The sequence below is a fragment of the Noviherbaspirillum soli genome (assembly GCF_015352955.1).
Classification (GTDB): Bacteria; Pseudomonadota; Gammaproteobacteria; order Burkholderiales; family Burkholderiaceae_D; genus Noviherbaspirillum_A; species Noviherbaspirillum_A soli.
Window position 1 is genome coordinate 1 of the sequence record NZ_JACYOX010000010.1, and the last position, 24,627, is coordinate 24,627.

General features: G+C 59.2%; 22 protein-coding genes. 12 read left to right on the top strand and 10 right to left on the bottom strand.

Features of this window, described 5'->3' with window-relative positions:
• Window positions 1-277 (bottom strand): thiamine pyrophosphate-binding protein (locus IGW04_RS09790; protein ID WP_267253688.1); only part of this gene is annotated, 277 nt, incomplete at its 3' end.
• 530 nt (window positions 278-807) lie between these two features.
• Window positions 808-984 (bottom strand): hypothetical protein, encoded by a 177-nt coding sequence (locus tag IGW04_RS09795; protein ID WP_194712894.1) that lies wholly within the window; start codon window positions 982-984, stop codon window positions 808-810.
• A gap of 279 nt (window positions 985-1,263) precedes the next feature.
• Between IGW04_RS09795 and IGW04_RS09800 the strand changes: the two genes are divergently transcribed.
• The 6 genes from IGW04_RS09800 to IGW04_RS09825 all read left to right on the top strand — a co-directional run bounded on the left by IGW04_RS09800 (window position 1,264) and on the right by IGW04_RS09825 (window position 7,821).
• A complete protein-coding gene (locus IGW04_RS09800) occupies window positions 1,264-2,289 on the top strand; it encodes a Bug family tripartite tricarboxylate transporter substrate binding protein (RefSeq protein WP_194712895.1) in 1,026 nt (341 codons plus the stop codon).
• A 101-nt stretch (window positions 2,290-2,390) separates the two neighbouring features.
• A complete protein-coding gene (locus IGW04_RS09805) occupies window positions 2,391-2,912 on the top strand; it encodes a tripartite tricarboxylate transporter TctB family protein (RefSeq protein WP_194712896.1) in 522 nt (173 codons plus the stop codon).
• 63 nt (window positions 2,913-2,975) lie between these two features.
• The gene (locus IGW04_RS09810; RefSeq protein ID WP_194712897.1) at window positions 2,976-4,505 is read left to right on the top strand and encodes a tripartite tricarboxylate transporter permease; all 1,530 of its coding nucleotides are present in this window, start codon (window positions 2,976-2,978) and stop codon (window positions 4,503-4,505) included.
• Between the two features lie 13 nt (window positions 4,506-4,518).
• Window positions 4,519-5,352, top strand: a complete 834-nt coding sequence (locus IGW04_RS09815; RefSeq protein ID WP_194712898.1) for a cytidylate kinase family protein — start codon at window positions 4,519-4,521, stop codon at window positions 5,350-5,352.
• Between the two features lie 714 nt (window positions 5,353-6,066).
• Window positions 6,067-7,398, top strand: coding sequence for a M20/M25/M40 family metallo-hydrolase (locus IGW04_RS09820; protein ID WP_194712899.1), 1,332 nt, complete (start codon window positions 6,067-6,069; stop codon window positions 7,396-7,398).
• Window positions 7,399-7,677: 279 nt separating this feature from the next.
• Window positions 7,678-7,821 (top strand): hypothetical protein, encoded by a 144-nt coding sequence (locus IGW04_RS09825; protein WP_194712900.1) that lies wholly within the window; start codon window positions 7,678-7,680, stop codon window positions 7,819-7,821.
• Between the two features lie 197 nt (window positions 7,822-8,018).
• Here the strand turns inward: IGW04_RS09825 and IGW04_RS09830 are convergent, their stop codons facing one another.
• Window positions 8,019-8,435: a DUF1772 domain-containing protein gene (locus tag IGW04_RS09830; protein WP_228526968.1), complete on the bottom strand. Its 417-nt coding sequence runs from the start codon at window positions 8,433-8,435 to the stop codon at window positions 8,019-8,021.
• 1,603 nt (window positions 8,436-10,038) lie between these two features.
• Here IGW04_RS09830 and IGW04_RS09835 point away from each other — a divergent pair.
• From IGW04_RS09835 to IGW04_RS09850, 4 genes are all read left to right on the top strand, one after another.
• Window positions 10,039-10,995: a CAP domain-containing protein gene (locus tag IGW04_RS09835; RefSeq protein ID WP_228526969.1), complete on the top strand. Its 957-nt coding sequence runs from the start codon at window positions 10,039-10,041 to the stop codon at window positions 10,993-10,995.
• A gap of 339 nt (window positions 10,996-11,334) precedes the next feature.
• A complete protein-coding gene (locus IGW04_RS09840) occupies window positions 11,335-11,943 on the top strand; it encodes a hypothetical protein (RefSeq protein WP_228526970.1) in 609 nt (202 codons plus the stop codon).
• Between the two features lie 32 nt (window positions 11,944-11,975).
• Window positions 11,976-12,569 carry a hypothetical protein gene (locus IGW04_RS09845; RefSeq protein ID WP_228526971.1) on the top strand — a complete coding sequence of 198 codons (594 nt, stop codon included), beginning with the start codon at window positions 11,976-11,978 and terminating at the stop codon, window positions 12,567-12,569.
• 27 nt (window positions 12,570-12,596) lie between these two features.
• Window positions 12,597-13,124 carry a hypothetical protein gene (locus IGW04_RS09850; RefSeq protein ID WP_194712902.1) on the top strand — a complete coding sequence of 176 codons (528 nt, stop codon included), beginning with the start codon at window positions 12,597-12,599 and terminating at the stop codon, window positions 13,122-13,124.
• 399 nt (window positions 13,125-13,523) lie between these two features.
• Here IGW04_RS09850 and kdgD read toward each other — a convergent pair whose 3' ends face one another.
• Window positions 13,524-14,438 (bottom strand): 5-dehydro-4-deoxyglucarate dehydratase, encoded by a 915-nt coding sequence (kdgD, locus tag IGW04_RS09855; protein WP_194712903.1) that lies wholly within the window; start codon window positions 14,436-14,438, stop codon window positions 13,524-13,526.
• 382 nt (window positions 14,439-14,820) lie between these two features.
• On the opposite strand from kdgD, the gene IGW04_RS09860 reads away from it, so the two are divergent.
• Complete coding sequence (locus tag IGW04_RS09860) at window positions 14,821-15,456, top strand: SAM-dependent methyltransferase (RefSeq protein WP_194712904.1); 636 nt, start codon at window positions 14,821-14,823, stop codon at window positions 15,454-15,456.
• A gap of 72 nt (window positions 15,457-15,528) precedes the next feature.
• On the opposite strand, the gene IGW04_RS09865 is transcribed toward IGW04_RS09860, so the two are convergent.
• From IGW04_RS09865 to IGW04_RS09890, 6 genes are all read right to left on the bottom strand, one after another.
• Window positions 15,529-17,208 carry a sensor histidine kinase gene (locus IGW04_RS09865; RefSeq protein WP_194712905.1) on the bottom strand — a complete coding sequence of 560 codons (1,680 nt, stop codon included), beginning with the start codon at window positions 17,206-17,208 and terminating at the stop codon, window positions 15,529-15,531.
• A gap of 153 nt (window positions 17,209-17,361) precedes the next feature.
• Complete coding sequence (locus IGW04_RS09870) at window positions 17,362-17,760, bottom strand: response regulator (RefSeq protein ID WP_194712906.1); 399 nt, start codon at window positions 17,758-17,760, stop codon at window positions 17,362-17,364.
• Between the two features lie 3 nt (window positions 17,761-17,763).
• On the bottom strand, window positions 17,764-20,055 hold the full coding sequence (locus tag IGW04_RS09875; protein WP_194712907.1) for an ATP-binding protein: 2,292 nt from the start codon (window positions 20,053-20,055) through the stop codon (window positions 17,764-17,766).
• A gap of 497 nt (window positions 20,056-20,552) precedes the next feature.
• On the bottom strand, window positions 20,553-20,873 hold the full coding sequence (locus IGW04_RS09880; protein ID WP_194712908.1) for a hypothetical protein: 321 nt from the start codon (window positions 20,871-20,873) through the stop codon (window positions 20,553-20,555).
• A 364-nt stretch (window positions 20,874-21,237) separates the two neighbouring features.
• Entirely contained in the window at window positions 21,238-21,672 is a 435-nt protein-coding gene (locus tag IGW04_RS09885; RefSeq protein ID WP_194712909.1) for a hypothetical protein, read from the bottom strand.
• A 394-nt stretch (window positions 21,673-22,066) separates the two neighbouring features.
• Window positions 22,067-22,810, bottom strand: a complete 744-nt coding sequence (locus tag IGW04_RS09890; protein ID WP_194712910.1) for a FadR/GntR family transcriptional regulator — start codon at window positions 22,808-22,810, stop codon at window positions 22,067-22,069.
• A gap of 195 nt (window positions 22,811-23,005) precedes the next feature.
• On the opposite strand from IGW04_RS09890, the gene garD reads away from it, so the two are divergent.
• On the top strand, window positions 23,006-24,583 hold the full coding sequence (gene garD / locus IGW04_RS09895) for a galactarate dehydratase (protein WP_194712911.1): 1,578 nt from the start codon (window positions 23,006-23,008) through the stop codon (window positions 24,581-24,583).
• Window positions 24,584-24,627: the final 44 nt, after the last annotated feature.

The following is a 24,627-nucleotide window of genomic DNA, read 5'->3' on the forward strand; positions in this document are numbered from 1 at the left end:
TCTTGGTCAGGTAGCCGGCGATGGCGGCGGCATTGACGGCATTGGCTTCATGGCGGAAGCCGATGAAGCGAAAGCCCTCGGCCTGGGCCAGGCGGGCCAGGTCGGTGATGGGGATGCCGACCAGGCCGTAGATGGTCTCGACGTCATTGGCCTTCAATGCATCGAGCAGCACGTGGAAGCCGTCGGTCTGTTCGGCGACGGCTTCGACCGGTTCCTGATCCTGCGTGGCCAGCAAGGTGGTCTCGTCGGTCTCGGTCTTTTTCAGTACTGAAGACATGCGTTCTCCTCTGTATGGTTTTATGCGTGTGGCTCGCCATGAAGGGACATGGCCAGGCAGCTTGTCTGCCGACCCGTGCCGCAGGGTGCCCCCGGGTCAGGTTGCGGCCATCATAGCGATTGCCCGGCTTTTTTCTCATTGACCAGGGTCAAGTTTGACAACATGAGTTTTGGCCTGCAATTTGGGCGGGACAAGCGCGTGCGCAATTACTGAAACAGGGAAAAGGCCCGCCCACAAAGGCTGAAATGCGATCGGCGTTGCCACGCGCGGAAGCCATGCCCTGGCTGACGCGCATTAAATTTGCGGAATTTTGGAAACTTAACCGCGATCAAGGAGAAAGCTGGGGCGTTCTCTGAAAATCAGGCCCAAGTTACCAGAAGCCATCAGGCATACCATCGGCATCCCACGATACGGTTCCGCATCCTGGCCACCCGATCCTGTGGAAGCCGGCCAAGCGGGAAGGGCGGCTTGCAGGCAGCATCATGCTGTCACGACCGCCCTGCATTGAACGAGGAGACCAAGTTCATGAATCAGCCCGGTAACACCATCGCCACAGCGGTCGACCCATGTTCGCTCCACATGCCCTTGCCGGCCCTGCCATGGGTGCCGACGCCGCGCCTCGGGCCGCACACACCCTTTACCTGACGAACCGGTCCGGCCACGCCAGCCAGCGGGATCGTGATCCTGCTTTCGCAGTCAGCAGACATGATGAACACGCCGTATTCGCGGCCAAACGTCAAGCGCGGACTGAACCAACGACACAGATAGATCAAGCGACGTCTCCGCTTTCCCGGCAAGCCGGCCGCATGGCGGGAAAATTTAAAAACTTGACGTCGGTCAATTGAATTTCGAGCAAAGTTGTCCAGTATTTTTGTACCCATCCATGAATCGGAAAGATATCCGGACAAGGCCGGTAGCTTCTAAGGCGGCAAATGGCAATACCAGCGCCCTGCTGGTTAAACAATATAACTACGACGGAGACTGAAATGGATAAGACATTGCAATCAAGGGTCATCAGCGGTTCTGTGAAATTTGCCGGCTGCGCGCTGGCAGTGGCGGCCGCATTCGCGAGCGCACCCGCTGCGGCATGGGAGCCGACCAAGCCGGTGGAGTTCGTGGTCCCGGCCGGCACCGGCGGCGGCGCCGACCAGATGGCGCGCCTGATACAGGGCATCATCGTGAAGAACAAGCTGATGAAGCAGCCAATGATCGTGGTGAACAAGTCAGGCGGCGCCGGCGCCGAAGGCTTCCTCGAGATCAAGGGCGCCAAGGGCGACCCGCACAAGATCGTCATCACGCTGTCCAACCTGTTCACCACGCCGATGGCGACCGGCGTACCCTTCAGCTGGCGCGACATGACGCCGCTGTCCATGCTGGCGCTCGACCAGTTCGTGCTGTGGGTGAACGCCGATTCGCCCTACAAGACATCGAAGGATTTCGCCGCCGGCGTGAAAGCCGCCGGACCCAACAAGACCAAGATGGGCGGCACCGGCTCCAAGCAGGAAGACCAGATCCTGACGGTGGGCCTGGGCAAGGCGATCGGCACCAAGTTCATCTACGTGCCATTCAAGGGTGGCGGCGAAGTGGCAGTGCAACTGGTGGGCGGCCACATCGATTCCACCGTCAACAACCCGATCGAGGCCGTCGCGCAATGGCGCGCCGGCAAGCTGCGTCCGCTTTGCGTGTTCGACGACAAGCGCATGGACTACAAGGAAAAGGTGACCGACGCCCAATCGTGGGCGGATATCCCGACCTGCAAGGAAGGCGGCATTCCCACCAGCTACACCATGTTGCGCGGCATCTTCATGCCGCCGGGCGTGACCAAGGAGCAGACCGAGTTCTATCTCGACCTGCTCAAGAAGGTGCGCGAGACGCCTGACTGGAAGGACTACATGGAGAAGGGCGCCTTCAACCAGACGGTCATGACCGGCACCGAATTTACCCAGTGGCTCGAAAAGACCGAGACCATGCATCGGGACCTGATGAAGGAAGCAGGCTTCCTGGTGCAGTAACAGGGTTGGTGGATGCGGGAACGCCGGTTAAGCCTTCCCGCATCCGCGCCCGTCCGGTCCCATCCGGTTTCGTCGTCCAATCAATCTATCGGGGCATACAAATGGAGCAAATCAAGGAAGCCGACGAGGGCGCTCGCACCGGCGTTCCCACTTATGTCGTTGAAGCCGTTGTCGCCGGGCTGGTGCTGATCGCCGGCCTGGTCGTCATCTTTGGCAGCCGCAAGCTCGGCTCCGGCTGGACCTCGGACGGTCCCGGCGCCGGCTATTTCCCCTTCTACATCGGGCTGATCACCGCCATCTCGGGCCTCGGCGTGCTGTACCAGGCCCTGCTGGGCAAGAACCGCAACACCGAGATCTTCGTCGATGGCGAGCAGTTCAAGCGCGTGATGTCGGTGCTGGTTCCGGCCGCCGTCTATGTGCTGGCCATCCAGGTGATCGGCATCTATGTCGCGTCCGCGATCTATATCGCGCTGTTCATGGTCATCCTGGGCAAGTACTCCTGGGTGCGCAGCGTGATCCTTGCGCTGGCCGTGGCGGTCCTGTTCTTCTGCCTGTTCGAGGTGTGGTTCAAGGTACCCCTGTTCAAGGGGATGTACGATCCGCTGAGTTTCCTCGGCTACTGATCCCCACAGGCGCGGCGCGGCCTGCATGGCGCGCCCTTGAAACGGAATTAAAGGAGTTTTCTTATGGATGAAATCAGCGCGCTGTTCCATGGCTTCGCGGTCGTTCTGACACCGATGAATACGGTCCTGATGTTCGTGGGGATCATTCTTGGTGTGCTGATCGGCGTGTTGCCCGGGCTGGGAGGCGCCAACGGTGTGGCGATCCTGCTGCCCCTGACCTTCAGCATGTCCCCTACCACCGCCATCATCATGCTGTCCTGTATCTACTGGGGCGCACTGTTCGGCGGCGCAATCACCTCGGTGCTGTTCAATATCCCCGGCGAGCCGTGGTCGGTGGCAACCACCTTCGACGGCTATCCGATGGCGCAGAGGGGGCGGGCCGGCGAAGCACTGGCCGGCGCTTTCACCTCGTCCTTCGTCGGCGCCTTCGTCGCAGTGGTGATGATTACCTTTATGGCTCCGCTGGTGGCCAAGTTCGCGTTGAAATTCGGCCCGCCGGAATTCTTCGCGGTCTACCTGCTGACCTTCTGCAGCTTCGTCGGCATGGGCAAGGGATCGCCGTTCAAGATCCTGGCATCGATGGCGCTTGGTTTTGCGCTGGCGTCGGTCGGCATGGATACCGTTACCGGCCAGCTGCGCCTGACCTTCGGCTGGGCCGAGCTGATGCGCGGCTTCGACTTCCTGATCGCCGTGATCGGCCTGTTCGGCATCGGAGAGATCCTGCTGTCGATGGAAGAAGGCCTGGCCTTCTCCGGCAAGTCGGCCAAGATCAGCCCGAAGGTCGTGCTCGAAACCTGGAAGCAGCTGCCCAAGTTCTTCATGACCTATGTCCGCAGCTCCCTGATCGGCATCTGGATGGGCATCACCCCGGGCGGCGCCACGCCGGCATCGTTCATGAGCTATGGCATTGCCAAGAAGACCTCCAAGAACGGCGCGAAGTTTGGCACCGGTGAACTCGAAGGCGTGGTCGCGCCCGAGACCGCGGCGCATGCGGCCGGCACCAGCGCGCTGCTGCCGATGCTGGCGCTGGGCATCCCTGGCTCGCCTACCGCCGCCGTGCTGCTGGGCGGACTGCTGATCTGGGGCCTGCAGCCTGGTCCGCTGCTGTTCGTCGAGCAGAAGGACTTCGTCTGGGGCCTGATCGCCAGCATGTATCTCGGTAACCTCGTTGGCCTGATCGTGGTGCTGACCACCGTGCCGCTGTTTGCGTCCATCCTGCGCATTCCGTTCTCGATCATTGCGCCCATCATCATCGTGATCTGCGCCATCGGCGCCTACACGGTGCATAACGCGATGCTCGACATCTGGTTCATGCTGCTGTTCGGCGTGATCGGCTATGTGTTCAAGAAGCTCGACTATCCGCTTGCGCCGCTGGTGCTGGCGCTGGTGCTGGGCGACAAGGCCGAGGACTCGTTCAGGCAGGCGATGCTGGTGTCGCAGGGCGAGCTCTCCATCATGTGGTCCAACTACCTGGTGGGCGGCATCACCCTGCTCGCAATGATCCTGCTGTTCTGGCCGCTGATCTCGCTGGTGCTGCGGAAAGTACGCCCGGTCCCCGTCAATACGCTGGCTGCGCAGCAGCCGGTCGACTGATCAGGAGGATGCCATGCCCGTGATTGCAATCACGCAGGAAATGGGTTCGCTTGCCAAGGATGTCGGCATGCAGCTGGCCGACGCCCTGAAGCTCGACACCATGCGCCATGAAGTGGTGGAACGCCTTTCGGAAAAGATGAACATGCCGAAAAGCGTGATCCGCCGGCTTCGGGAAGGCAAGGCCGGCATCGTCGAACGCCTGACTACCGACCGGCAGAAGATCGCGGTCTATTCGGCCGAAGAGGTGTTCGAGCTGGCCAACAGGGGCAACATCGTGCTGCGCGGCTGGGGCGCCACCTGCATGCTGCGGCCCGTGCCGCATGTAGTGGGCGTGCGCATCACGCGCTCGTTCGAGAAGCGGGTGGACTGGCTGATGGAGAATCTCGGCACTGACGACCGCGGCTTCGCCGAGGATGAAATCCGTCGCAGCGACGAAGCCCATGCCGCGCGCATGCATCAGCAATTCGGCGTCACCTGGGGCGATCCGCTGCTGTACGACCTGGTGCTCAACACCGACCGGGTCTCGGTCGCCAGTTGCGTGGAACTGATCACGCAGCTGACCCGGCGTCCGGAGTTCGAGGAAACCGAGGCATCCCGCGCGATGCTGGCCGACATGACCCTGACGGCGCGCATCCGCGCCGCCTTCAAGGACAACGAGGCCACCCGCGATACCAAGGTAACGATCGAGTCGCACGGCGGGCATGTCAGCCTGCAGGGCATCGTGATCAGCGATGCCGAACGGGGCGCGGCGCAGCAGGTTGCGGCTGCGGTGCAGGGCGTGACCGGGGTCGACAACCAGCTGCGGGTGATGTCGACGTCGAGGCGGTTCACATCGGCGAAGTATTAGCGCCGCTGCGGTGCAACTGGCGCGCCTGGCTGAAGCAATTCAGCCAGGCGTTTTCATTTGTGAACATCGTGGTGTGTTCCAGGGCTCATGCCCATACGAGGCTGGATTGATGGGTTGTCATTTCTGCTTCCACAGTTGCCGTTGCGTTTGAAATGGCGGTTGCAGTTCAATCCGGTGATCGAGCCTCGCTGCCGCGGGGCTCGCGTGCTGCCGACGTTTGCAGCGGAACGCGGCTAAATTCGCTTCGCTCCACTCAGACTGACACTGCGTCTTTTCCCGCTCCGGGCACCGCTGACACGGCGCGTTCAACGGGATTCAAACCCAACGGCGGCTGCGCAGCGAGCTCGACAAATGGCGCACCGTCGCCCAGGAAAGCAGATCAGCACGGGGTGACCGCACGACAGGCTAGCGCTTCAAGCACGGCCGCCAGGTTAGAACTGGGGCGGCTTAGGGCCGGATTGCCAGCTCGGCAGGCTCAACCTGATCGGCCAGGCGCAGCGGCCGGCAGACAATGCCGTTCGCCGCGACCTGCCGATTCCTTTGACCGAATCCGCGTCACGGCCGGGAAAGCCCGTCAACCGTGCATGCCGGCTCGTACAATCGGCAGGCTGCGCCGCAGGCATTGCCGGTCGATGCGTTCCAGTCCATATCGCATGGCTGGCATGGCTGCGCTCAATTGCCGCGCCCTCAATCACACTGAACGGGACCCACTCAATGCATTCCAGCTTCCGCCTGCTCCCTCTCCTCATCGGCATCTCGGCCGCGCCGCATGCGATCTCCGCCGAAGCCGCTCCGCCTCTTGCGCCCGCCATCGACGCGCCGATGAGCCAGCTCGCCAGGCAGCCATCGGTCAAACAGGCGCTCGACTTCATCGAACAGAACGAGGCGAAAACAGTGGCCAACACCAAGGCCATCAATGCCATTCCGGCACCGACCTTCGAAGAGGGCAAGCGCGCCGCCGACTTCGCTGCTCGCCTGAAGGCGCTTGGCCTGGAGCAGGTGCATATCGACGAAGCGGGCAATGTGATGGGAACCTTGAAAGGCAGCGGCAATGGCCCGACGGTGATGCTGGCCGCCCACCTCGATACGGTCTATCCGATGGCAACCGATCTCACGCTGTCGGAGAAGGATGGACGGCTGTACGCGCCCGGCATCGCCGACAATGCCCGCTCGCTGGCAGCGATCCTGACCATCGCCGAGGCGATGAAGGCGGCAAAGATCCAGCCGGAAGGCGACATCATCTTTTGCGGCAATGTCGGTGAAGAGGGACTGGGCGACCTCAAGGGCGTCAAGCATATCTTTGCCCAGCACAAGGAGATCAGGGCCTTTGTCGGCCTGGAGCCGACCCTGGGCGGCGACGAGGGCGAGCCGGTTACTTATCTCGCCACCGGCAGCCGCCGCTACAAGATCAATTTCAAGGGACCGGGCGGCCACAGCTACGAAGCCTTCGGCCTGCCTTCGGCAATCCATGCGCTGGGAAGGGCGGTGGCCCATATCGACGAGCTGCGCGTTCCCGCCGACCCGAAGGTGACGTTCAATGTAGGCGTGATCGAAGGCGGCCAGTCGGTCAACACCATCTCGGGCGCGGCGTCGATGCTGGTCGACATGCGTTCGGAGGACAAGGCGGCGCTGCAGACGATCGAAAAGCAGGTCCTGGCCGCAGTGCAGCAGGGCGCGGACGAGACCAACAAGCGCTGGAACAGCACGGCGATCAAGGTGGAACCCGTGCTGATCGGGGACAGGCCGGCCGGCAAGATGGCGGTGACGTCCCCCATTGTCCAGATCGCCCTCGCCGCGGCATCCGCACAAGGCAGAAAGCCCGCGCTCGACAGCGCTCACTCGACTGACGCCAACCTGCCGATGAGCATGGGCATCCCGGCGATCACGATGAGCGGCGGCGGTGCGTCCTCCGGCATCCACTCCGCGAAGAATGAATGGTGGTCGCCGGTGAATGCGCATGCCGGGCCGCAGAACGTGCTGCTCACCATCCTGGGCCTGGCTGGCGTAAAGGGGGTTCAACCTTCGCTGCTCAATGCAACGCCGTAATACGGTATTTCGGGGCTATGCATGGAAGGGGCGTGGGCTAGCAGTCCCTGCAACAGGCCGTCGTCCCGGACTGCCGGCGGCCTATTAAGCTTGCGAATTTTCAGCAATGGACCGCGAATAGGACCGGCTATTGCAGCGCGGCAGTATGCATCTTGCATCCTGCCGCCGCTCTCCGAAACGTGTCGGAGCACGCCTACCTGCAGATGAGACATCGTGGAATGGTGCGCTGCAGCAGACATGGGTAACCTGCGTGTTGTAAATCGACATTAAGGAGTAATCATGTTTGACCACTTCACGCAAATCGCAACAACGCAAGGCGATTTTTCAGCCGAGCAGGACGAGTTCAGCGCCTTCGGTTCCCTGGAAGGTCCGCCGGCGCAGCTTGAGCATTTGCCGCAGGGGCTGATCGAAGACCAGCTGTAAATTTTCCGCACTGCCGCACCATTAGAGGCGCGACGCGTCGGCCGAATCGTCGTGCCCCAAACGCCATGGCAGTTGCCCGGGCGTTGGACAAAACGCCGGCCACGCAAGCCGGTCGTTCAACAAGGCGCTGTGCTTACACGGCGCCAATCGGCTTGCTGAAACAGGCTCTTATCGCCGGTTGAACATGATGGAAAGCGTCAGCGAAGCGAGAGCGACCAGATACAGCACTGCGCCAGCCGCATGGGAATATTCCCATTGCCGCGGAGCGCTTCCCACCCCGGCGGCAGGATGGCCCAGTTCTGTGTTGCCCTGTTGACCGGAAGCGTAAAAATCAGGAACACGGCGAGCCCGAGCGCGATAGCGAGCGCGGCGATAGCGACGAAATAAAAGGCAATGCCCTCCCCACGCTGAAGCAGGGCAAGCAGTACGGTGACAACCAGCGCGCCCACCAGCACGAATCCAAGCAAGGCCCAGCCACGATAGATCTGCTGCACGCTAAGGTAGTCCGCGTGACTCAGCGCCATCTTGTTGGGAAGCTCAAGCAGATGCGCCCAGCCGGCCGCCATGGTGATGGCAGTAAGGAGCACAGCGAGAAACTGCAGCGTCCTGAACATTATCGCCTCCAGCGCATGCGATGAAGAATCAACGCATATAGACCACCGCGGGTGGGAAAAATTTGCTTGTCGCATGGCAGGGAGCGGGGAGGCTGCGTTTGTTTTTAGCTCTGAAGCGGACCTTCAACGTTACGATCTCCGGCCGAGCGGTATGAGCCTGAAGCGATTCCTCGCGGGCCTCGCCGTACTCTCTTTATCACGAAACGAGTGAATAAATGCTTAGGGCTTAACGAAAATCTTAATCTTGAGCAGCGGACCAATTTTTCAGTGCAGACGTCGAAGCGACCGAGAGGATTTTTGCTCAGTGAAACCATAACCGCGGAATCCCAAACAACAGGATAGAAGTTCCCAGAAAAAATCCGGTAGCGACCGCAGCGGCGATACTGAGAGAACGGCCAAAAATACGTTTTCGCCACCATATAAAAACATAGGTCAATAAAAATGCAAGCGACCACACTAAAAGAGGAACGACGAGAACGATATCTTTCTCGCTACTGAAAGATTGCCTCTCCAGCATAAGCCAGGCGAACAGGAAAGTCAGGAATAAAGGTGCAACGGCTACCAACAAGTTGGATAAGATTCGCATAAGTTTAATTGGAGCGTTGCGTATCTGGGCATGACGATTTAGTTTATACCGGTCAGTTAGCCTCAATTTTGTCCTCATATTGCTTCAACCGCTTGATTACCGCTAAATTATTCTTGTAACGCATCCTTAATGCTGCTTGTCGCCGGTCCGTGCCAGAACAATAAATCTCGATGCTTTCTTGGATAAACGCTCGTCTTTCCCTCATCTGCGGTGTATCTCCATCATACGGCCCATCCGGAAAATGCTCGCAAATGTCCCGTTCCTCAATGAAGTGACTGACTTCAATAGGAACCTTTTCCTGAGCCCGTGTGGCTAAAGACCAATTTATACACAATAGGAAAAGCGCAGCAGTTCTCATTGGATATTTAACGTTTGGTTTGAAACAGACTGTCATGCGCAAATGCGCTTTAGGGAAGGCAGTGGCATCTGGTGGATTTTAGGAGCTTGATTGCCGAGGCAGTGTAAAGACTAGTCGTCGAGGGTGTCTAGACTGGCTGGCTAACGCCTCCTTGATCGATTGAAAGTTTGATTGATTTTCCCAAGGATGGAATGGAGTCAAGAAACGCCTCCAATGCTGTTTGCAAACTCCAACTAGTCGCGCCCTACTTAATTTACTGATGCGTTCATGAAATTAAATCGCGACCCGTCATTTGGCGTGACCTCGAGGATTTTCCTGCTTCCGCTTCGATGTCGCGCAAAGGCTTGTAACTAAATTGGCTTAAAAAATGAAAACTTGCATCAATTGCACATTTGCAGCAACCGTTTCCCCGTCGAATCAAATATTCGCATAACCGCATCTCGCTTGAGACACGCCAACATCGCAAAACTTTGCCCTTCAAATACGAGAGCAGCCGCCTACTCTCTAATCATGGTGTCACAGCGAGAAAATGCATTGAAGTCCCTTTTCTCATATGAGGCACATAGTGCTGTGCAAATTAATGACCAGAGAAGCCGTGAGGGAAATTTACAGTTGAGATTATTGTGAAGCCATGGCTCTTGTTAGAAGCGAAGCGACCAATGTTACGGATTTTGCTATTTATCACAACTATAGCGGTTTCTGGTTGTGGTGGAGGCAGTGGCGGAAATAGCAATACCCGGAATCAGCAAGCCAATGTTGATTCCCTCACACCAAAGCCAAATGACGTTGCCGCCGAGATAAGCCAACCTGTGCCAACAGGCCAGACAGCCATTGATGGCTATTACTGGTTTAACTTTCGCCGGCAGCAAATGGGGCTAGCGATCGTGTCGGAAAACCCGATCATCAGCAAAGCGGCGCAAGCGCATTCCGACTATCAGCGCCTTAACCAAACGATTACCCATCTGGAGGTGCCGGATCGGCCGGGATATACTGGGGTAACGCTGGCTGACCGGCTAGATGCGGCGCATTATCAGCTCCCTCCTGTTAATTATGCCTACGGAGAAGTCATCTCGGCGGCCGGCTATACCAGCGGTATTCTGGCTGCTGAATCGCTGCTCGGTGCCATTTATCACCGCTTTGTCGTATTCGAGCCAAAGTTCACCCAAGCTGGTGTGGGTGCGGCAACAGCCACCAATGGCTATACTTATTTCACAACCAATTTCGCGAGTAACGATCTATTCCGAGCCGGTCTTGGTAGTGGCCGCCTAGTCGCTTTTCCGTTCCCTGGCCAGCGAGAAGTACCCACGACGGTTTTCTCTGATCAGGAACAGCCGGATCCAGTGCCCGATCAAAACGAGGTGGGCTACCCGGTAAGTGTGCATGCGGATATCACTTCTGTAGTCCAGGTGGACACCTTCACAATACATCCACGAGGCGGCACGCAGGCAGCGACCCGATTGCTGACGCGCGAATGGGATAAAAATATTTCTTTTCCTTCCGTCGCCGCCATTATTCCTTTGTACCCGTTACAGCCCAAAACCGACTATGACGTGCAGTTTACCGGCACTGTGGATGACATCCTCGTCAGCCTGTCATGGACTTTTAAAACCCAATGAAAATTTCACACTCCTCAGTATCTTCATAGCCTATAGGCCTGGTTTTTAATTGATGCTTACCCTCTGCGACGTACTGGGCTTAGTGACGCTGGGCAGCGTAATTCAGAAACACGGAGCCCACTCCCTGCAAATAGCTTATCCCTTTAAATATTTGCATGCCAATAATTTCTTAGGACCGCCATTTCGCGTAACACCCATCAGATGCGTCGTTACGTAAAGACAACATTTCGTTGACGCATTACTATTTTCGCAATTACAATCAATTTCCTTTTTGCAAGTGAAAAAGGAAGCCGTACGGGTTCCGGCGATAAGAAGCCAATACCAAAAAAGAAAGTAGCAATGCAACATAAAAGACACAGGGACATTCCGGCAGTGGCCAATTACCGGCGGGCGATGAGCGTACTAGCTGCGTTACTAGTCACATTAGGTAACACCGGCTGCACGATGATGGCACCGCAGTATGCGCCGCTATTAGAAAACGTACAGACCTTACGAAACGGTGGGATGTATTCAGCGCAAGTGGCGGAGTTCGACTCACAGCCGGGTCAGCAAAATGAAAACCCGCTTTCGATTCGTGGAAATACGATCGTATCGCCATACGGCGGCAACTATGCAGGCTATCTGGCTGAGGCGCTGCGTCAGGAATTAGCATTGGCCAAAAAATGGTCTCAGTCAGCTGATACGACTGTCACAGGCATGGTCCTCAGAAACACAGTGGACGGATCAGGGATGAATACCGGCACCGCGGACATCGCCGTACGCTTTGTCGTCAAACGCAGTAACCAGGTGCGCTATGAACAGGTCAAAAGCGTACACCACGAGTTCCCGTCAGCCTTTGCAGCCGCCGTCGCAGTGCCGCGCGCTATGCAGGAATACCAAGTAGCAGTGCAAAAGCTGCTTGGTACCTTGTACGCGGATCCAGCCTTTTTTGCCGCCGTAAAACCGTAAAACCGTAAAACAACTTCATTTCCGGAGGAGTCATGATGTATTTCACCAAAGTTGCGACCGTATTCTCCATAGCCACCGCTCTAGTCGGATGCGCGCACCCGATTGTCGTCAGTCCTGATGTCGCGAAAATTGAAACGACAGCGAAGGTAGCGCCGCACAAAGCAGTGGTCGGCTACTTCATTAGCGACGAGCAGCGTGCGCGAGAAGTCATTACCCCTGGCGGCGGTGGCGATCGCGTCAGCTATTTCCCTTATCGCGATATGGAGACGGGTCTGTATAAAGTATTGGGCAATACATTCACTGATGTAGTCCGCCTAAAGTCGTCCACTGATAAAGACGCTATTACTCAAAATAATGTCGGCTACATAATTACTCCGCAGGTAACGACCAACTCTCAATCGCCTAGCCCATTTACTTGGCCACCAACACAATTCACCGTGGACCTAAGCGCCAACATTACGGACAACGTCGGCAAGCCTATTGTCACTAAAACAGTGCAAGGTGTCGGGCGCGCAGAGTTTGAAGAATTCAAGTCTGATTTTGGCTTGAGTGGCAAGCGGGCGATGCAAGATGCGCTCCAGAAGCTGCAGGAACTTCTTTCCGATGCCAAAGCTTTAAGCAATTAACAAGGCAACGACCGAATCGCAAATCTTGTGATCGACTGCCGCGATCAAAACCCGTCCTATCTGGAAAGAAAAATGTTCCTTCGAATTTCAACCGCTTTTATTCTGGCCGCCTCCTTGGTATTGACAGGCTGCGCTTCGATCGTAAATGGTAGCAACCAAGTGGTGTCAGTTGAGACCCGTAACTCGGCCGGGCCGGTAATCGGCGCTAATTGCAAACTGGAAAATCCTAAAGGGGTATATTACGTAACTACACCAGGCACTGTGTCAGTTAACCGTGCTTATGACGAACTCAACGTGAAGTGTGAGAAGGCGCAGGAGCAGCCCGGCCTGGCGAGCGTGAAGTCCAATACAAAGGCAATGGCCTTTGGCAACATTCTCTTCGGGGGTGTGATCGGCGCCGCCGTGGATGTTGGCACTGGGGCTGCGTACGATTACCCGATGCTGATTACAGTGATCATGGGACAGTCTATCAACGCGCCGGTCAACACTGGACCATCAAGCCCGGTATCAGCGAACCCTGTAGTAGCGCCTGACAAAGTCGCCGCTAACCCATAGGACCATAGTGCAGTCTTGTGCTCAGCGCGGAGTGCTTGCCGTTCTCGCTTGCGCTACCAGGAAAAAAGCCTTGAGTATGTCCAGTATGTGAAAAGTGGACATGCAGTGGAAAACGGGAATGCCTGATAAGCCTGCGGCATCGGGCAGTGCAGAAGAATCAGGGCAATAGGCCATGCCATGGCTTAGGTGAATGAGCCTTGGCAGGCAAGAGAGCATAGGGACCAGTGTTTAACGTCGTCGCAACACAAGCGGCAGAACATCCCCTGGCTGCGCGGCGTTTTGGCAGCCCGCCCAGTGCGGAAGCTTGCGGCGGGCGTGAGGCAGGGGGCCGGCCAGCCTGCCGGCTTCCCACACCGCTTTTATTCCCGAAGGCGGCCACGCCGCCCTCCAACTCTGCTCTTACTGCGGCCCGAGCGCCTTGATCAGCGCATCCAGCTGCTCGCATTCCTCCCCGGTCAGGTCGGTCAGCGGCGGCCGCACCGGGCCGGCGCCGCGGCCGACCAGGGTTGCGCCAGCCTTCACGATGCTGACCGCGTAGCCGGCCTTGCGGTTGCGGATGGCCAGGTAGGGCAGGAAGAAACTGTCGATCAGGCGCTCGGTGGTGGCGTAGTCGTTGGTGCGGATCGCTTCATAGAATTCCACCGCGGTCCTCGGGATGAAGTTGAACACGGCCGAGGAGTACACCGGCACGCCGATCGCCTTGTAGGCAGCGGCGTAGACTTCGGCGGTGGGCAGGCCGCCGAGGTAGCTGAAGCGATCGCCGAGGCGGCGGCGGATGGTGACCATGGATTCGATCTCGCCGACGCCGTCCTTGAAGCCGATCAGGTTGGGGCAGCGGTCGGCCAGTTTCAGCAGCGACTCCGCATTCAGGCGGCACACATTGCGGTTGTATACCACCACGCCAAACTTCACCGATTTGCACACGGCCTCGACATGGTCCACCAGGCCGTCCTGGCTGGCCTCGGTCAGGTAATGCGGCATCAGCAGGATGCCATGCGCGCCCAGCCGCTCGGCTTCCTGCGCATAGGCGATCGCGGTGCGGGTCGGGCCGCCGGCGCCGGCCAGGATGGGCACCTTGCCACGGCAGGTCTCCACCGCTGTCTTCACCACTTGCGAATAATCCTCCGGTGTCAGCGAAAAGAATTCGCCGGTGCCGCCGGCAACGAACAGCGCGGTCGCGCCATAGGGCGCCAGCCATTCCAGGCGCTCGATATAGGCGCCGGCCTTGAAATCGCCATTGGCATCGAAATCGGTGATCGGGAAGGACAGCAGGCCGGACGACAGGGTTTGTTTCAGGTCTTGTGGAGTAATCATTTGGCAGATGGACGCGGTCAAGGGTTAAAGGGACAGCAACACTGAAATGCAGCGTTGAAAAGGAAGTTAAGAGGTGTGTTATCAGTCATCGTACAACATGGTCCGATCAGATGCAAGCTTGGCACCGCGGCGCGGCTCGCCAATGTGGGCGGACTTATTTGCCTTCCGGCTGCGCCGGCGGCCGGTTGTTCTGCCTGCCGCGCTTACCTCGGGCATGACCGGCGGGCGACCTGCTGCCTCCTGCAGGCGGTGCAGTTCGTGGCTGTGCTGCGCCTGAATGTGCTGCTGCTCGTCTCCCATGCACTGGACAGGCGCGGCAGCCAGCGAAAGAAATGGCCGGCGGCGTGCTGTATCATCCCGTTCCGTAGAACGAAAGCTGCACATGCTCATCATCACCATTAAACAGGGTAAGGAAAAAGGCCTGCTTGCCGGCGACCCGTGGATTTATGTCTCCGCCATCGAAAAGGTCGAAGGCAAGCCGCAGGAGCGCAACAGGCCAGGCGCCACGGCGATCGTACAGTCGTCGGCCCGCCAGTTCCTGGCCCGCGCCGCCTATAACGCCAAATCGCAAATTGCCGCCCGCGTCTGGACCTTGCGCGAGGACGAGCCGGTTGACCACGCGATGATCAAGCGGCGCGTGCAGGCTGCCGTGCTCCTCCGTGCCGATGCGCTGCGCAGCGCCGATCCGCAGGCGCTGGTCCAGTTGGTCGATGGCGAAAAGGACGGCTTGCCGGGCCTGCTGGTGCACAGCTATGGCGGCGCCGCAGGCTATCTGATCTGCCAGTTCAATGCCGGCGGCGTCGACCTGTGGAAGGTGCCTGTGGTGCAGGCGCTCCTTAAAGACACGGGATGCCGCAACGTCTACGAACGTTGCGATGCCATGTTGCGCAAGGGCGAAGGCCTGTCCGCCACGCCGCGCGCGCTGGCGGGCGACGAACCGCCCCAGCGGCTGATGGTGCGCGAGGGCGGCCGTCTGGTGCCGATGGATATTCGTACCGGCTTTACCTACCCGCGCTGAGGGGCGCGCCGGGTGGGGAATGGCCGGAGCCATGCGCGAAGGCGTGCCGCAACTCGCAGCCATGCGCTGCCGTCACTGGGTCGATCTTGCATCCAATGGCAGCGTGACCCGGAACGTCGTTCCGAGTTCCGCAGCGCTTTCCACTTCCACTGTTCCGCCATGCGCTTCTGAAATGCCGCGAACCACCGTCAGCCCGAGCCCCCATCCCCTCTGTGATGCAAGGCCATCAGACTCATTGCGTCGAAATGGCTGGAACATGTTGAGCTGATCCTGCATCGGTATCGCCGGGCCTTCATTATGGACTTCGATCCTCGCCTGCATTGCGCCGTGCCGCAGCAGCCTGACCGTCACAGGACGGACCGCCGCACCGTATTTGATGGCATTGCCGCACAGGTTTTCCAGGAGGCGGCGGATAGCGCTCATGCACCAATAGCCCTCGATGGGTTCCATCGCCTGCAGGTCAAAGCGATTGCCATGGATGGTGGCAAGCTCATCCAGGGTTTCCGATACGAGTCCGCGCAGTTCGCAGTGCCCGACCTTGATAGGCAGTGTCTCTCCCGCCCTGATGCGGTTAGCGTCAAGCAAGTCGCGGATCATCTGATCAATACGATCGAGATTGCGTATGACCCTGCCTGTCAGCTTCACTACTTCCACTGGATTGTCCGCTTTGCGGGAGATGAGACTCGATCCCATCTGAGCCGCTGCCAGGGGTGTGCGCAAGTCATGGGTCAGTGTCACCACGAACTGCTCGCGCAATGCGCGCTCCTGTTCCAGCCCGGCCAGCGCTGCCCTGATCGCTGCGTCAGTGCGCACCTGCTTCGTTACATCGATCGTCGCGGTAATGACGCCCTTGACCTTGCGATCCTCGCCCAGCAGGGGGTGCCATGACAGGTCATAGAAATGTTCATTTGCTTTGCCGGTCCGTTCCGCATCCCAGACGATGCGTTGCTGGTTAGCCCAGAAAGGCTGGCCCGTCTGGAATACGCTGTCCAGGATGGGAAGCACATCGTCAACCGCATCGGGGACTGCCTCTCGAAATGTTTTTCCGACCAGCTCCCTGCCGGCAGACATGACCCTGTGGGCATCGTTTTCGAGATAGAACCGATGCTCGGGCCCAAGCAGCACGGAAACCGGAACGGGTACCGCCATCAGGAGCGAATGCAGATACTCACGCTCCGCATTCAAGGCATGCGTGCGCTCGGAGACCAGCTGATCCAGTCTTTCCTTCGCTTCCTGCAGATTCTGGTTGGCCCCTTGAATCTCCATTGCCTGCAACTCGACTTCGGGTGCCAAGCCATTGACGCCTGTTTGCCTCTGCATGAACTGCGTCACATCCTCCACGCGATGGATGATATGCGTGAGATCGCCTTGTTCGTCAAACACCGGCGTGTTGACCGGGCTCCAGTACCGCTCTTCGAACAATCCCGGTTCAACGCCCGGAAGATCATATTTTTGCACCGCCATCGTATCGGGTGCCCTGCCTTGCACGACCCGATTCAGGGAAGCGCGCAAATTTGCCAACGTTATGGCGTTAGGTCCATGCGCATGCTCTTGGAACGCTTCGAACAGGTTTTTGCCCACGATATCGTCGATCACGACCTGACTGCGATGCAGATAAGCATGGTTGGCCGCGACGATCGTCAAGTCGGCAGACAAAACCAGGTAGGGCGTTGGCAACTGGGCGAACAGAGTGCGGTAGTCCAGTTCGCTGGCATGTCGTGGTTCAACAGGATCGAATATATGTTCAGGCATTTTTTTTCGGCGGGACGGCTTCTGGCCGAATGCGGTCCGACTGCAACCGGTTATTTCGACCCAAATATGACACTCGCGCTTTGAATGACGGTAATTGGGAAACCTGGGAAATCCGGCCTTATTTCAAGGACAACCTTATCAGGTAACGCTTGTTCATATGCATTGGAGTATTGCGTCGCGCAATGCGGCGATTCCAATCGGCTTGGCAAGCACAGACGCTTGCAGATGCTGCAGGCGTTCCGATGACGGAATGTAGCCACTCATTAACAGGATAGGCAACTCGGGCCGCTGTCTGGCGATTTTTTCAGCCAGGCTGACACCATCCATCGAGCCTGGCATCTGCACATCCGACAGCAGCAAATCATAATCCTGGATAGGTTCTTGCAGAGCTGCATCGGCACTGCACACCCACCGTGTTTTGCATCCCATCATATCCAGCAGGATGGAAACCAATGCGCCGACGTCCGCTTCATCTTCTACATAGAGGATGCGAATACCTTTCAGACGGTCGGTGTTGGTGGAGACGCTGGGATTCATTGAGAGTGCCGCCATTTTCTATATCGCCTGTACCTGTGCATGGATGTCTACATCAGCAGCCAGGGGAAGCGTGAACAAAAAGGCGCTGCCGCCCTCAGGGATACTGCGCGCCCAGATCCTGCCTTGATGCTGTTCCACGATTTCCCGCGCAATGGCAAGTCCAAGACCAGTGCCCTCGGCGCTCGCCTTTTCTTCCTGCCAGAAGCGGACGAAGATCCGTTCTATGTTTTCCGGTGAAATGCCCACCCCCGTATCCTCTATGCTGAAAATCAGCAAGTCCTCGGATTTCCTGGCCGAGACAGTAATGCGTCCATCTTGCGGCGTGAATTTCAACGCGTTGCTGATCAGGTTGCCCAATACCTGGTCGATCCGATTGCGCTCGCAGAATACTTCGCTGTCAGACTCCTCCACGCATTCCAGCAACGATATTGACTTTCTTTCGGCAAGCGGCATGGCGAGTTCGATTGCATCCCGCACCAGTTCGCCGGCTCCCACCCTGGTGCGGTTACGCTTGGCCGTACCGTTTTCCACCTTGACCAGGTCGAGAACGCCGCTGGCCAGGCGATCGATCGCATCCGCGGCTCGCAGGCCGCGCTGCAGCAGGGAATGCACGGATTGCGGTAACTCGTTTTCTTTACGCTGCATCATATCGAGGCTTATCTTGATAATGCTGAGTGGCGTTCGCAAGTCGTGCGAAACCACATGCACCATGTTTTCCTTTTCCAGACTTGCCTTCTCGGCCGCAGCCCTTGCGTACTGCTCCTTGTGGAATTCGCGCTCCAGGTCCAGCGCCAGTATGCTGTTCCTCAATTCCGTAATCGCATCGATCTCTACCCTTTTCCATGGCAGGGAAACACCCTCGACCGTTTCCAGCCACGACTTGAACGACGCGCGCGGATGCAGGGTGAAATGATCTCCCTCCTGCCGAACCGCCTTTTCCGGGTTGCCGGCCCAGACCACCGTCGTAGCCACTTCCGGCCTGAACCACAGGATGTAATTGCGCTCGGACTTGGGTATCGGTACAGCCGCCAGGCCGCTTGCAACATTCTTGTAGCCATGGGCCGGCGGGAAGTGTTTGCTCAACTGGTTGGTGAAATACAGGTCATTGCGGTTGGGCCGTTGGCTCAGCCAGTCAACCAGCTTTTCAATATCTGCTATGTCCGGCGTATCGCCGACAACCGTCCATTTATTGTCGTGATAGACCGCAGCCGCAGCGCCCCGGGCGGCGGCCAGGTCAAGCATGTTGGGTTGATGCTTGACCAGACCCGCTACCAGGTCCTCCTCCTGCTCCATGTGATGGAGCAAGGACCGGTGCACCGTGCGCAGTCGTGCTCTATAGTGCGTGTCGTCGAGCGAATGTTTCAGGTGGATCTGGGAAGACACCAGCTGGCCAACCATCCTTGCGCCGACGCGGCTGCTGGTATCGAGAAGCCGCGGCGTTGCGTGGTGACAGGCAATGAGACCCCATAACTTCCCATCGTCGAGCAGGGAGACGGTGAGCGTGGCCTTGACCTGCATGTTGCGCAGGTACTCCAGATGGACGGGCGCAACGCTTCTCAGTGCCGCATGGCTGAGATCCAGGGGCGTCCCATTCAGAGGGTTAATGCCTGGATGCAGAGGGACAGGCGAATACGTGACTTCAGGAATCATGCGCAGCCAGTTTTGCAGGAAGACCGCCCTTGCCTGGGGAGGAATGTCGGAGGCGGGAAAATGGTGGCCGAGATAAGAATGCATATGCGGCGCGCAGGCTTCCGCTATCACCTTCCCGTGCCAATCTTCCGTGAACTGGTAAAGCATCACGCGATCGAACCCGGTGATTTCCTTCACCTGCCGCACAGCGACGTCACACAGTTGTTGCAGGCTGCCGGTCGCATAGAGCATTTGCACGGCGGTGCCCAGTCTGCGGTTGTAGGAAAGCAGGTCCAGGTTTCCGGCGCTGCTTGGCTCCAGTTCAAGAAGCAGGCAGCCGGAATGCCTGTGCGCCGTCAGTTCCCAATGCCGGTTACGCAGGGAAGACGGCAGAGAGAGAGTAAGGTCGAATGCAGGCTGCTCGCGTACATTCTCGCTGACGAGATATTCCTGAAGCCGCGCAAATTGATCTTCAGGGATGAATTCTGCGAGTGACCGGCCGATCAGGTCCTCTGCTCTGACACCGAATGCTTCCTGACAATTCAGGCTGGCATTGTGGATGCCCAGACTCGGGTAATGAACGCCTAGCAGCAGTCCGAATGGCTGAACGGCACCGGGAATGTGGATGGGTTCTTTTGCGCAATCCGGGAAAGACCCTGGATCGATTGTGTTTATTTCCATACAGAAGATTTTAATCAGGGCCGCTGACAGTTGCGTTCCTCCATGCGGGCTATACCGATTTGATCAACATCCTTATGTGAAGGGCAGTTGTCAAATTAAAAATCAAATTTCCAGTTAATTGCCGTCTCATGCACCAGGCACTGGCGTGCGCATTCTGTTTTGTATCCCGAAATACGATGCGTTATTCGCGGCAGCCGTGAGAAAGGATCTTTGTCATTTTCCGACGTGCGCAATGAGTTGTTTAAAGAGCCGGAAGGCTAATGCGCGAAGCCGGAATGCAAAGCAAGCACCGGAGGCAACAGGAGGGTTTCGCTGGAAAGCACCATGCGATTGCGCGGGCACAGAAATGTTCATTCTGACAATTTGTTACAACCCGGATAGAACCTTAGTCGGATGGAGCGACTCAATTAAAGGTGCTTCTACTGAGTACACGGCTTTAAGAAACACCAATGAATTACAAGGAGAAAATCCATGCGACGCAAAACTGAACGATTCTCTTACCTGATTGCAGCCTTTATCACCGCAGCCTCTGCGACGGCATTTGCCCAGACAAGCACGACACTGGGTACGGGTGCCAGCACGGCGGGCAATGGGAATGCCAGCTCCACGCTGGGCACTGGCGCAAGCAGCGCTGGCGGCGGCAGTTCCGGCAGTTCCAGCACCCTGGGTACAGGCGCAAGCTCCGCAGGCAATGGTTCGACCGGATCGGCCATTGGCACCGGGGGCAGTTCTGCCGGCAGCGACCGCTCCTCAGGCAGTTCCAGCACCCTGGGCACGGGCGCAAGCTCGGCAGGCAACGGTTCGACCGGATCTGCCATCGGCACCGGGGGCAGCACCGCGGGTAGAGGATCGACCGGATCGACGGTTGGTACGGGAGGCAGCGCTGCAGGAGCCGGTTACTCTGGATCGACGGTTGGGACCGGAGGCAGTTCAGCGGGTCATTCCCGCGATAGCGGCATGAATTCGCGCACTTCGGGAGCGTCCACATCAGGCACGACTGCATCGGGCAGCGCCATGATGGATGACGACCGTGGCGGCAGGAAGGGCCACAAGGAGCATAACGGCAAAAACTGCCCGCCGGGCCTGGAAAAACAGGGCCGCTGCTAACGGCTCGCCGCGTGTTCCAACAGCCTCATCCTCGATGGGGCATTCATGAGATGAATCTGCGCCGCACAACGGAAGCTATCCATGAGCGGCAAGAGGAGAATGAATGATGAAGACCAGACTCGGCATGACCCTGCTCGCCGGCGCCATGGCGCTTGCGGCTTCAGCGGCCCTGCACGCCCAGGGAACCACGTCAGGCAGCACCAGCACGACCGACAGCAGCGGCTTTGCCGCGGGCCGCCATGCGGATGGCGGTACCGGCGTTCGCAAGGCACAGAGCAGCAGTACGACCAGCACGAGCGGCGTCAGTACAGGCGGCTCCAGCAGCGCGGCTGGCAGTTCCAGCACATCCGGCAGTGGCGGCAGCGCAACCGCTGGCGGCGGCGTCAGCGCCTCCACGCTAGGCACGGGCGGCTCGTCGGCCGGAACGCGGAACAGCACTGGCGGCACGGCCACCAGCGCAACCGGCACCGGCAGCAGCGCCACTGCGACGGGCCCGAGCGGCAGGAGCACGTCGAGTTCCTCGGGCAGCAGCGCAGATCCTGCGCCAGGCGCTTCCGGTTACGCGCACGATAAGGCGCATTCCCCTGCGCATGGAAAAGATGCTGCACCAGGCCAGCGAATGAAGTGAATGAAGCAGGAATGGACAGGCCAGGACGGTTCTTCAACCTCCAGCCGCTCATGTGCAGTGGTTCCAGCTTGATCTGACAGAACGCGTCAGATCAAGCCTATCGCAGCCCGACCCGTCGTAGCTGTCGCAGCAGAAAGGGCTGCCGGCCTGTTGGTAGAGCCAAGCCCGGCAAGATGCAGTCCTTCGACAAGCACATCCGAGATGGGCACGCAATTATCCTCCTCCACATAATCGTTCAGACGCCCGCCTTTATTCAAGTGGCGGTTCAAACTGCGGCTATTTGGGCGCAGCCCGTTCCTGCGCCTGGCGCAGCCGTTCCCGGCTGTTGGAAAGATGGGTGCGCATGGCCGCGCGCGCCGACTCCGGGTCCTGCCGCGCAATGGCGTTGAAGATATCCTCATGCTCGCGTATCACCCGCTCCATATAGGCCACCGGATCATCCTGGGCCAGCTTGGCCGAGTTGAGGCGCGAGCGCGGGATGATATTGGTGCCGAGCTGGCCAAGGATGTCGTGGAAGTAGCGATTGTCCGAAGACTGGGCGATGGCCAGGTGGAATTCCATGTCGGCCGCCACGGTGTCGCCGCCATTGCGCACCTGTTGCTGGAAACGGTCGAGGGCGTCCCGCAGCGCCTGCAGTTGCGCCGCGGTGCGGCGGTTCGCCGCCAGGCCGGCGGCTTCGGTTTCGAGGCTGATCCGCAGTTCAAGGATCGCCAGCACGTCGCGCATCGTGACCACGGTGCTGGGGTCGATGCCCAGCGCCTGGGCGGGCGCCGGCTGCAGCACGAAGGTGCCGATGCCGTGCCGCGTCTCCACCATGCCGGCGGCCTGCATGTGGGAAATCGCTTCCCGCACGACGGTACGGCTCACGCCCATCAGCCGCATGATCTCCGATTCGGTGGGCAGCTTGTCGCCGGGCTTGACCGTGCCGTTGCGGATGCCGTCGGCGATGTAGGCAACCACGCCCTGGGCGAGGTTGCGGGGCTTGCGGGATGCGGCGGGCGGAAAGGGGACGGTATTCATGCTGTCGGCCTGGACGGAAGTTGTATCGCTTGACGGTTGCCAATTTCGGACGGGGTAATTATACTCTGTCATATGTTGTCTGATGACTGATGACATGTTCATGCTCGTCTTGGCAATACGCTTCAGCGAACACCGCAGCCTGGGAGTTTTAACGTCCTGTGGCGTGCGGTACAGCGGCAATCTTTCAGGAATCCCATGGAAATCCGGCACACCGAATCAGAGCAGGGCGCGGCGGCAATCAAGCCGCTGTATATCAGGATGCATCCGGACGACAATGTCGCCATTGTCGTCAACGACGGCGGCCTGCCCGCCGGCACCGAATTCCCCGGCGAGTTCGTGTTAAAGACGCGGGTGCCGCAGGGCCACAAGATCGCGCTGGTCGACCTGGCCGAGGGCGATGCCATCCGGCGCTACGACGTCACCATCGGCTACGCAATGCGCGACATAGCGCAGGGCAGCTGGATCGAGGAGTCGGCGGTGCGCATGCCGCCGGCGCGCGAGCTGACCAACCTGCCCATCGCCAACCGCGCGGCGCAGAAGGTCGAGCCGCTGGAGGGCTATACCTTCGAGGGCTACCGCAATGCCGACGGCAGCGTCGGCACCCGCAACATCCTGGCCATCACCACCACCGTGCAGTGCGTCGCCGGCGTGGTGGAGCATGCGGTGCAGCGCATCAAGACCGAGCTGCTGCCGCGCTACCCGAACGTGGATGACGTGGTCGGGCTGGAGCACAGCTATGGCTGCGGCGTGGCCATCGATGCGCCCGATGCGGTGGTGCCGATCCGCACCCTGCAGAACATCAGCCGCAATCCGAATTTCGGCGGCCAGCCCATGGTGGTCAGCCTGGGCTGCGAAAAGCTGCAGCCGGCGCGGCTGTTCCCGGCCGGCAGCATCCCGATCCGCGGCGACGAGCCATCCAATACCGTCTGCCTGCAGGACGACGCCCATGTCGGCTTCCAGTCCATGATCGATTCCATCATGACGATGGCCGAGCGCAGGCTGATTGAGCTGAACCAGCGCCGGCGCGAGACCTGCCCGGCGTCCGAGCTGGTGGTCGGCATGCAGTGCGGCGGCAGCGACGCGTTTTCCGGGGTGACCGCCAACCCGGCGCTGGGCTATGCCACCGACCTGCTGGTGCGCGCCGGCGGCACGGTGATGTTCTCCGAGGTGACCGAGGTGCGCGACGGCATCGACCAGCTGACCTCGCGCGCCGTCAGCGCCGAGGTGGCCGAGGCGATGATCCGCGAGATGGCCTGGTATGACGACTACCTGAAGAAGGGCGGCGTCGACCGCAGCGCCAACACCACGCCCGGCAACAAGAAGGGCGGCCTGGCCAACATCGTGGAAAAGGCGATGGGCTCCATCATCAAGTCCGGCACCAGCCCGATTTCCGGCGTGCTTGCGCCCGGCGAGAAGGCCAGGCAGAAGGGCCTGCTGTATGCGGCCACGCCGGCCTCGGACTTCATCTGCGGCACTTTGCAGCTGGCCTCGGGCATGAACCTGCATGTGTTCACCACCGGGCGCGGCACGCCCTACGGCCTAGCCGCGGTGCCTGTGGTGAAGGTCGCCACCCGTTCCGACCTGGCGCGCCGCTGGCATGACCTGATGGACGTCGACGCCGGCCGCATCGCCACCGGCGAAGCCACCATCGAGGACGTGGGCTGGGAACTGTTTCGCCTGCTGCTCGACGTGGCCAGCGGCAGGAAGACCTGGGCCGAGCAATGGAAGCTGCACAACGCGCTGACGCTGTTCAACCCGGCGCCGGTGACCTGAGCACGGGCGCAGCCGCATCGCCATCGATACAAAATCACCGATAC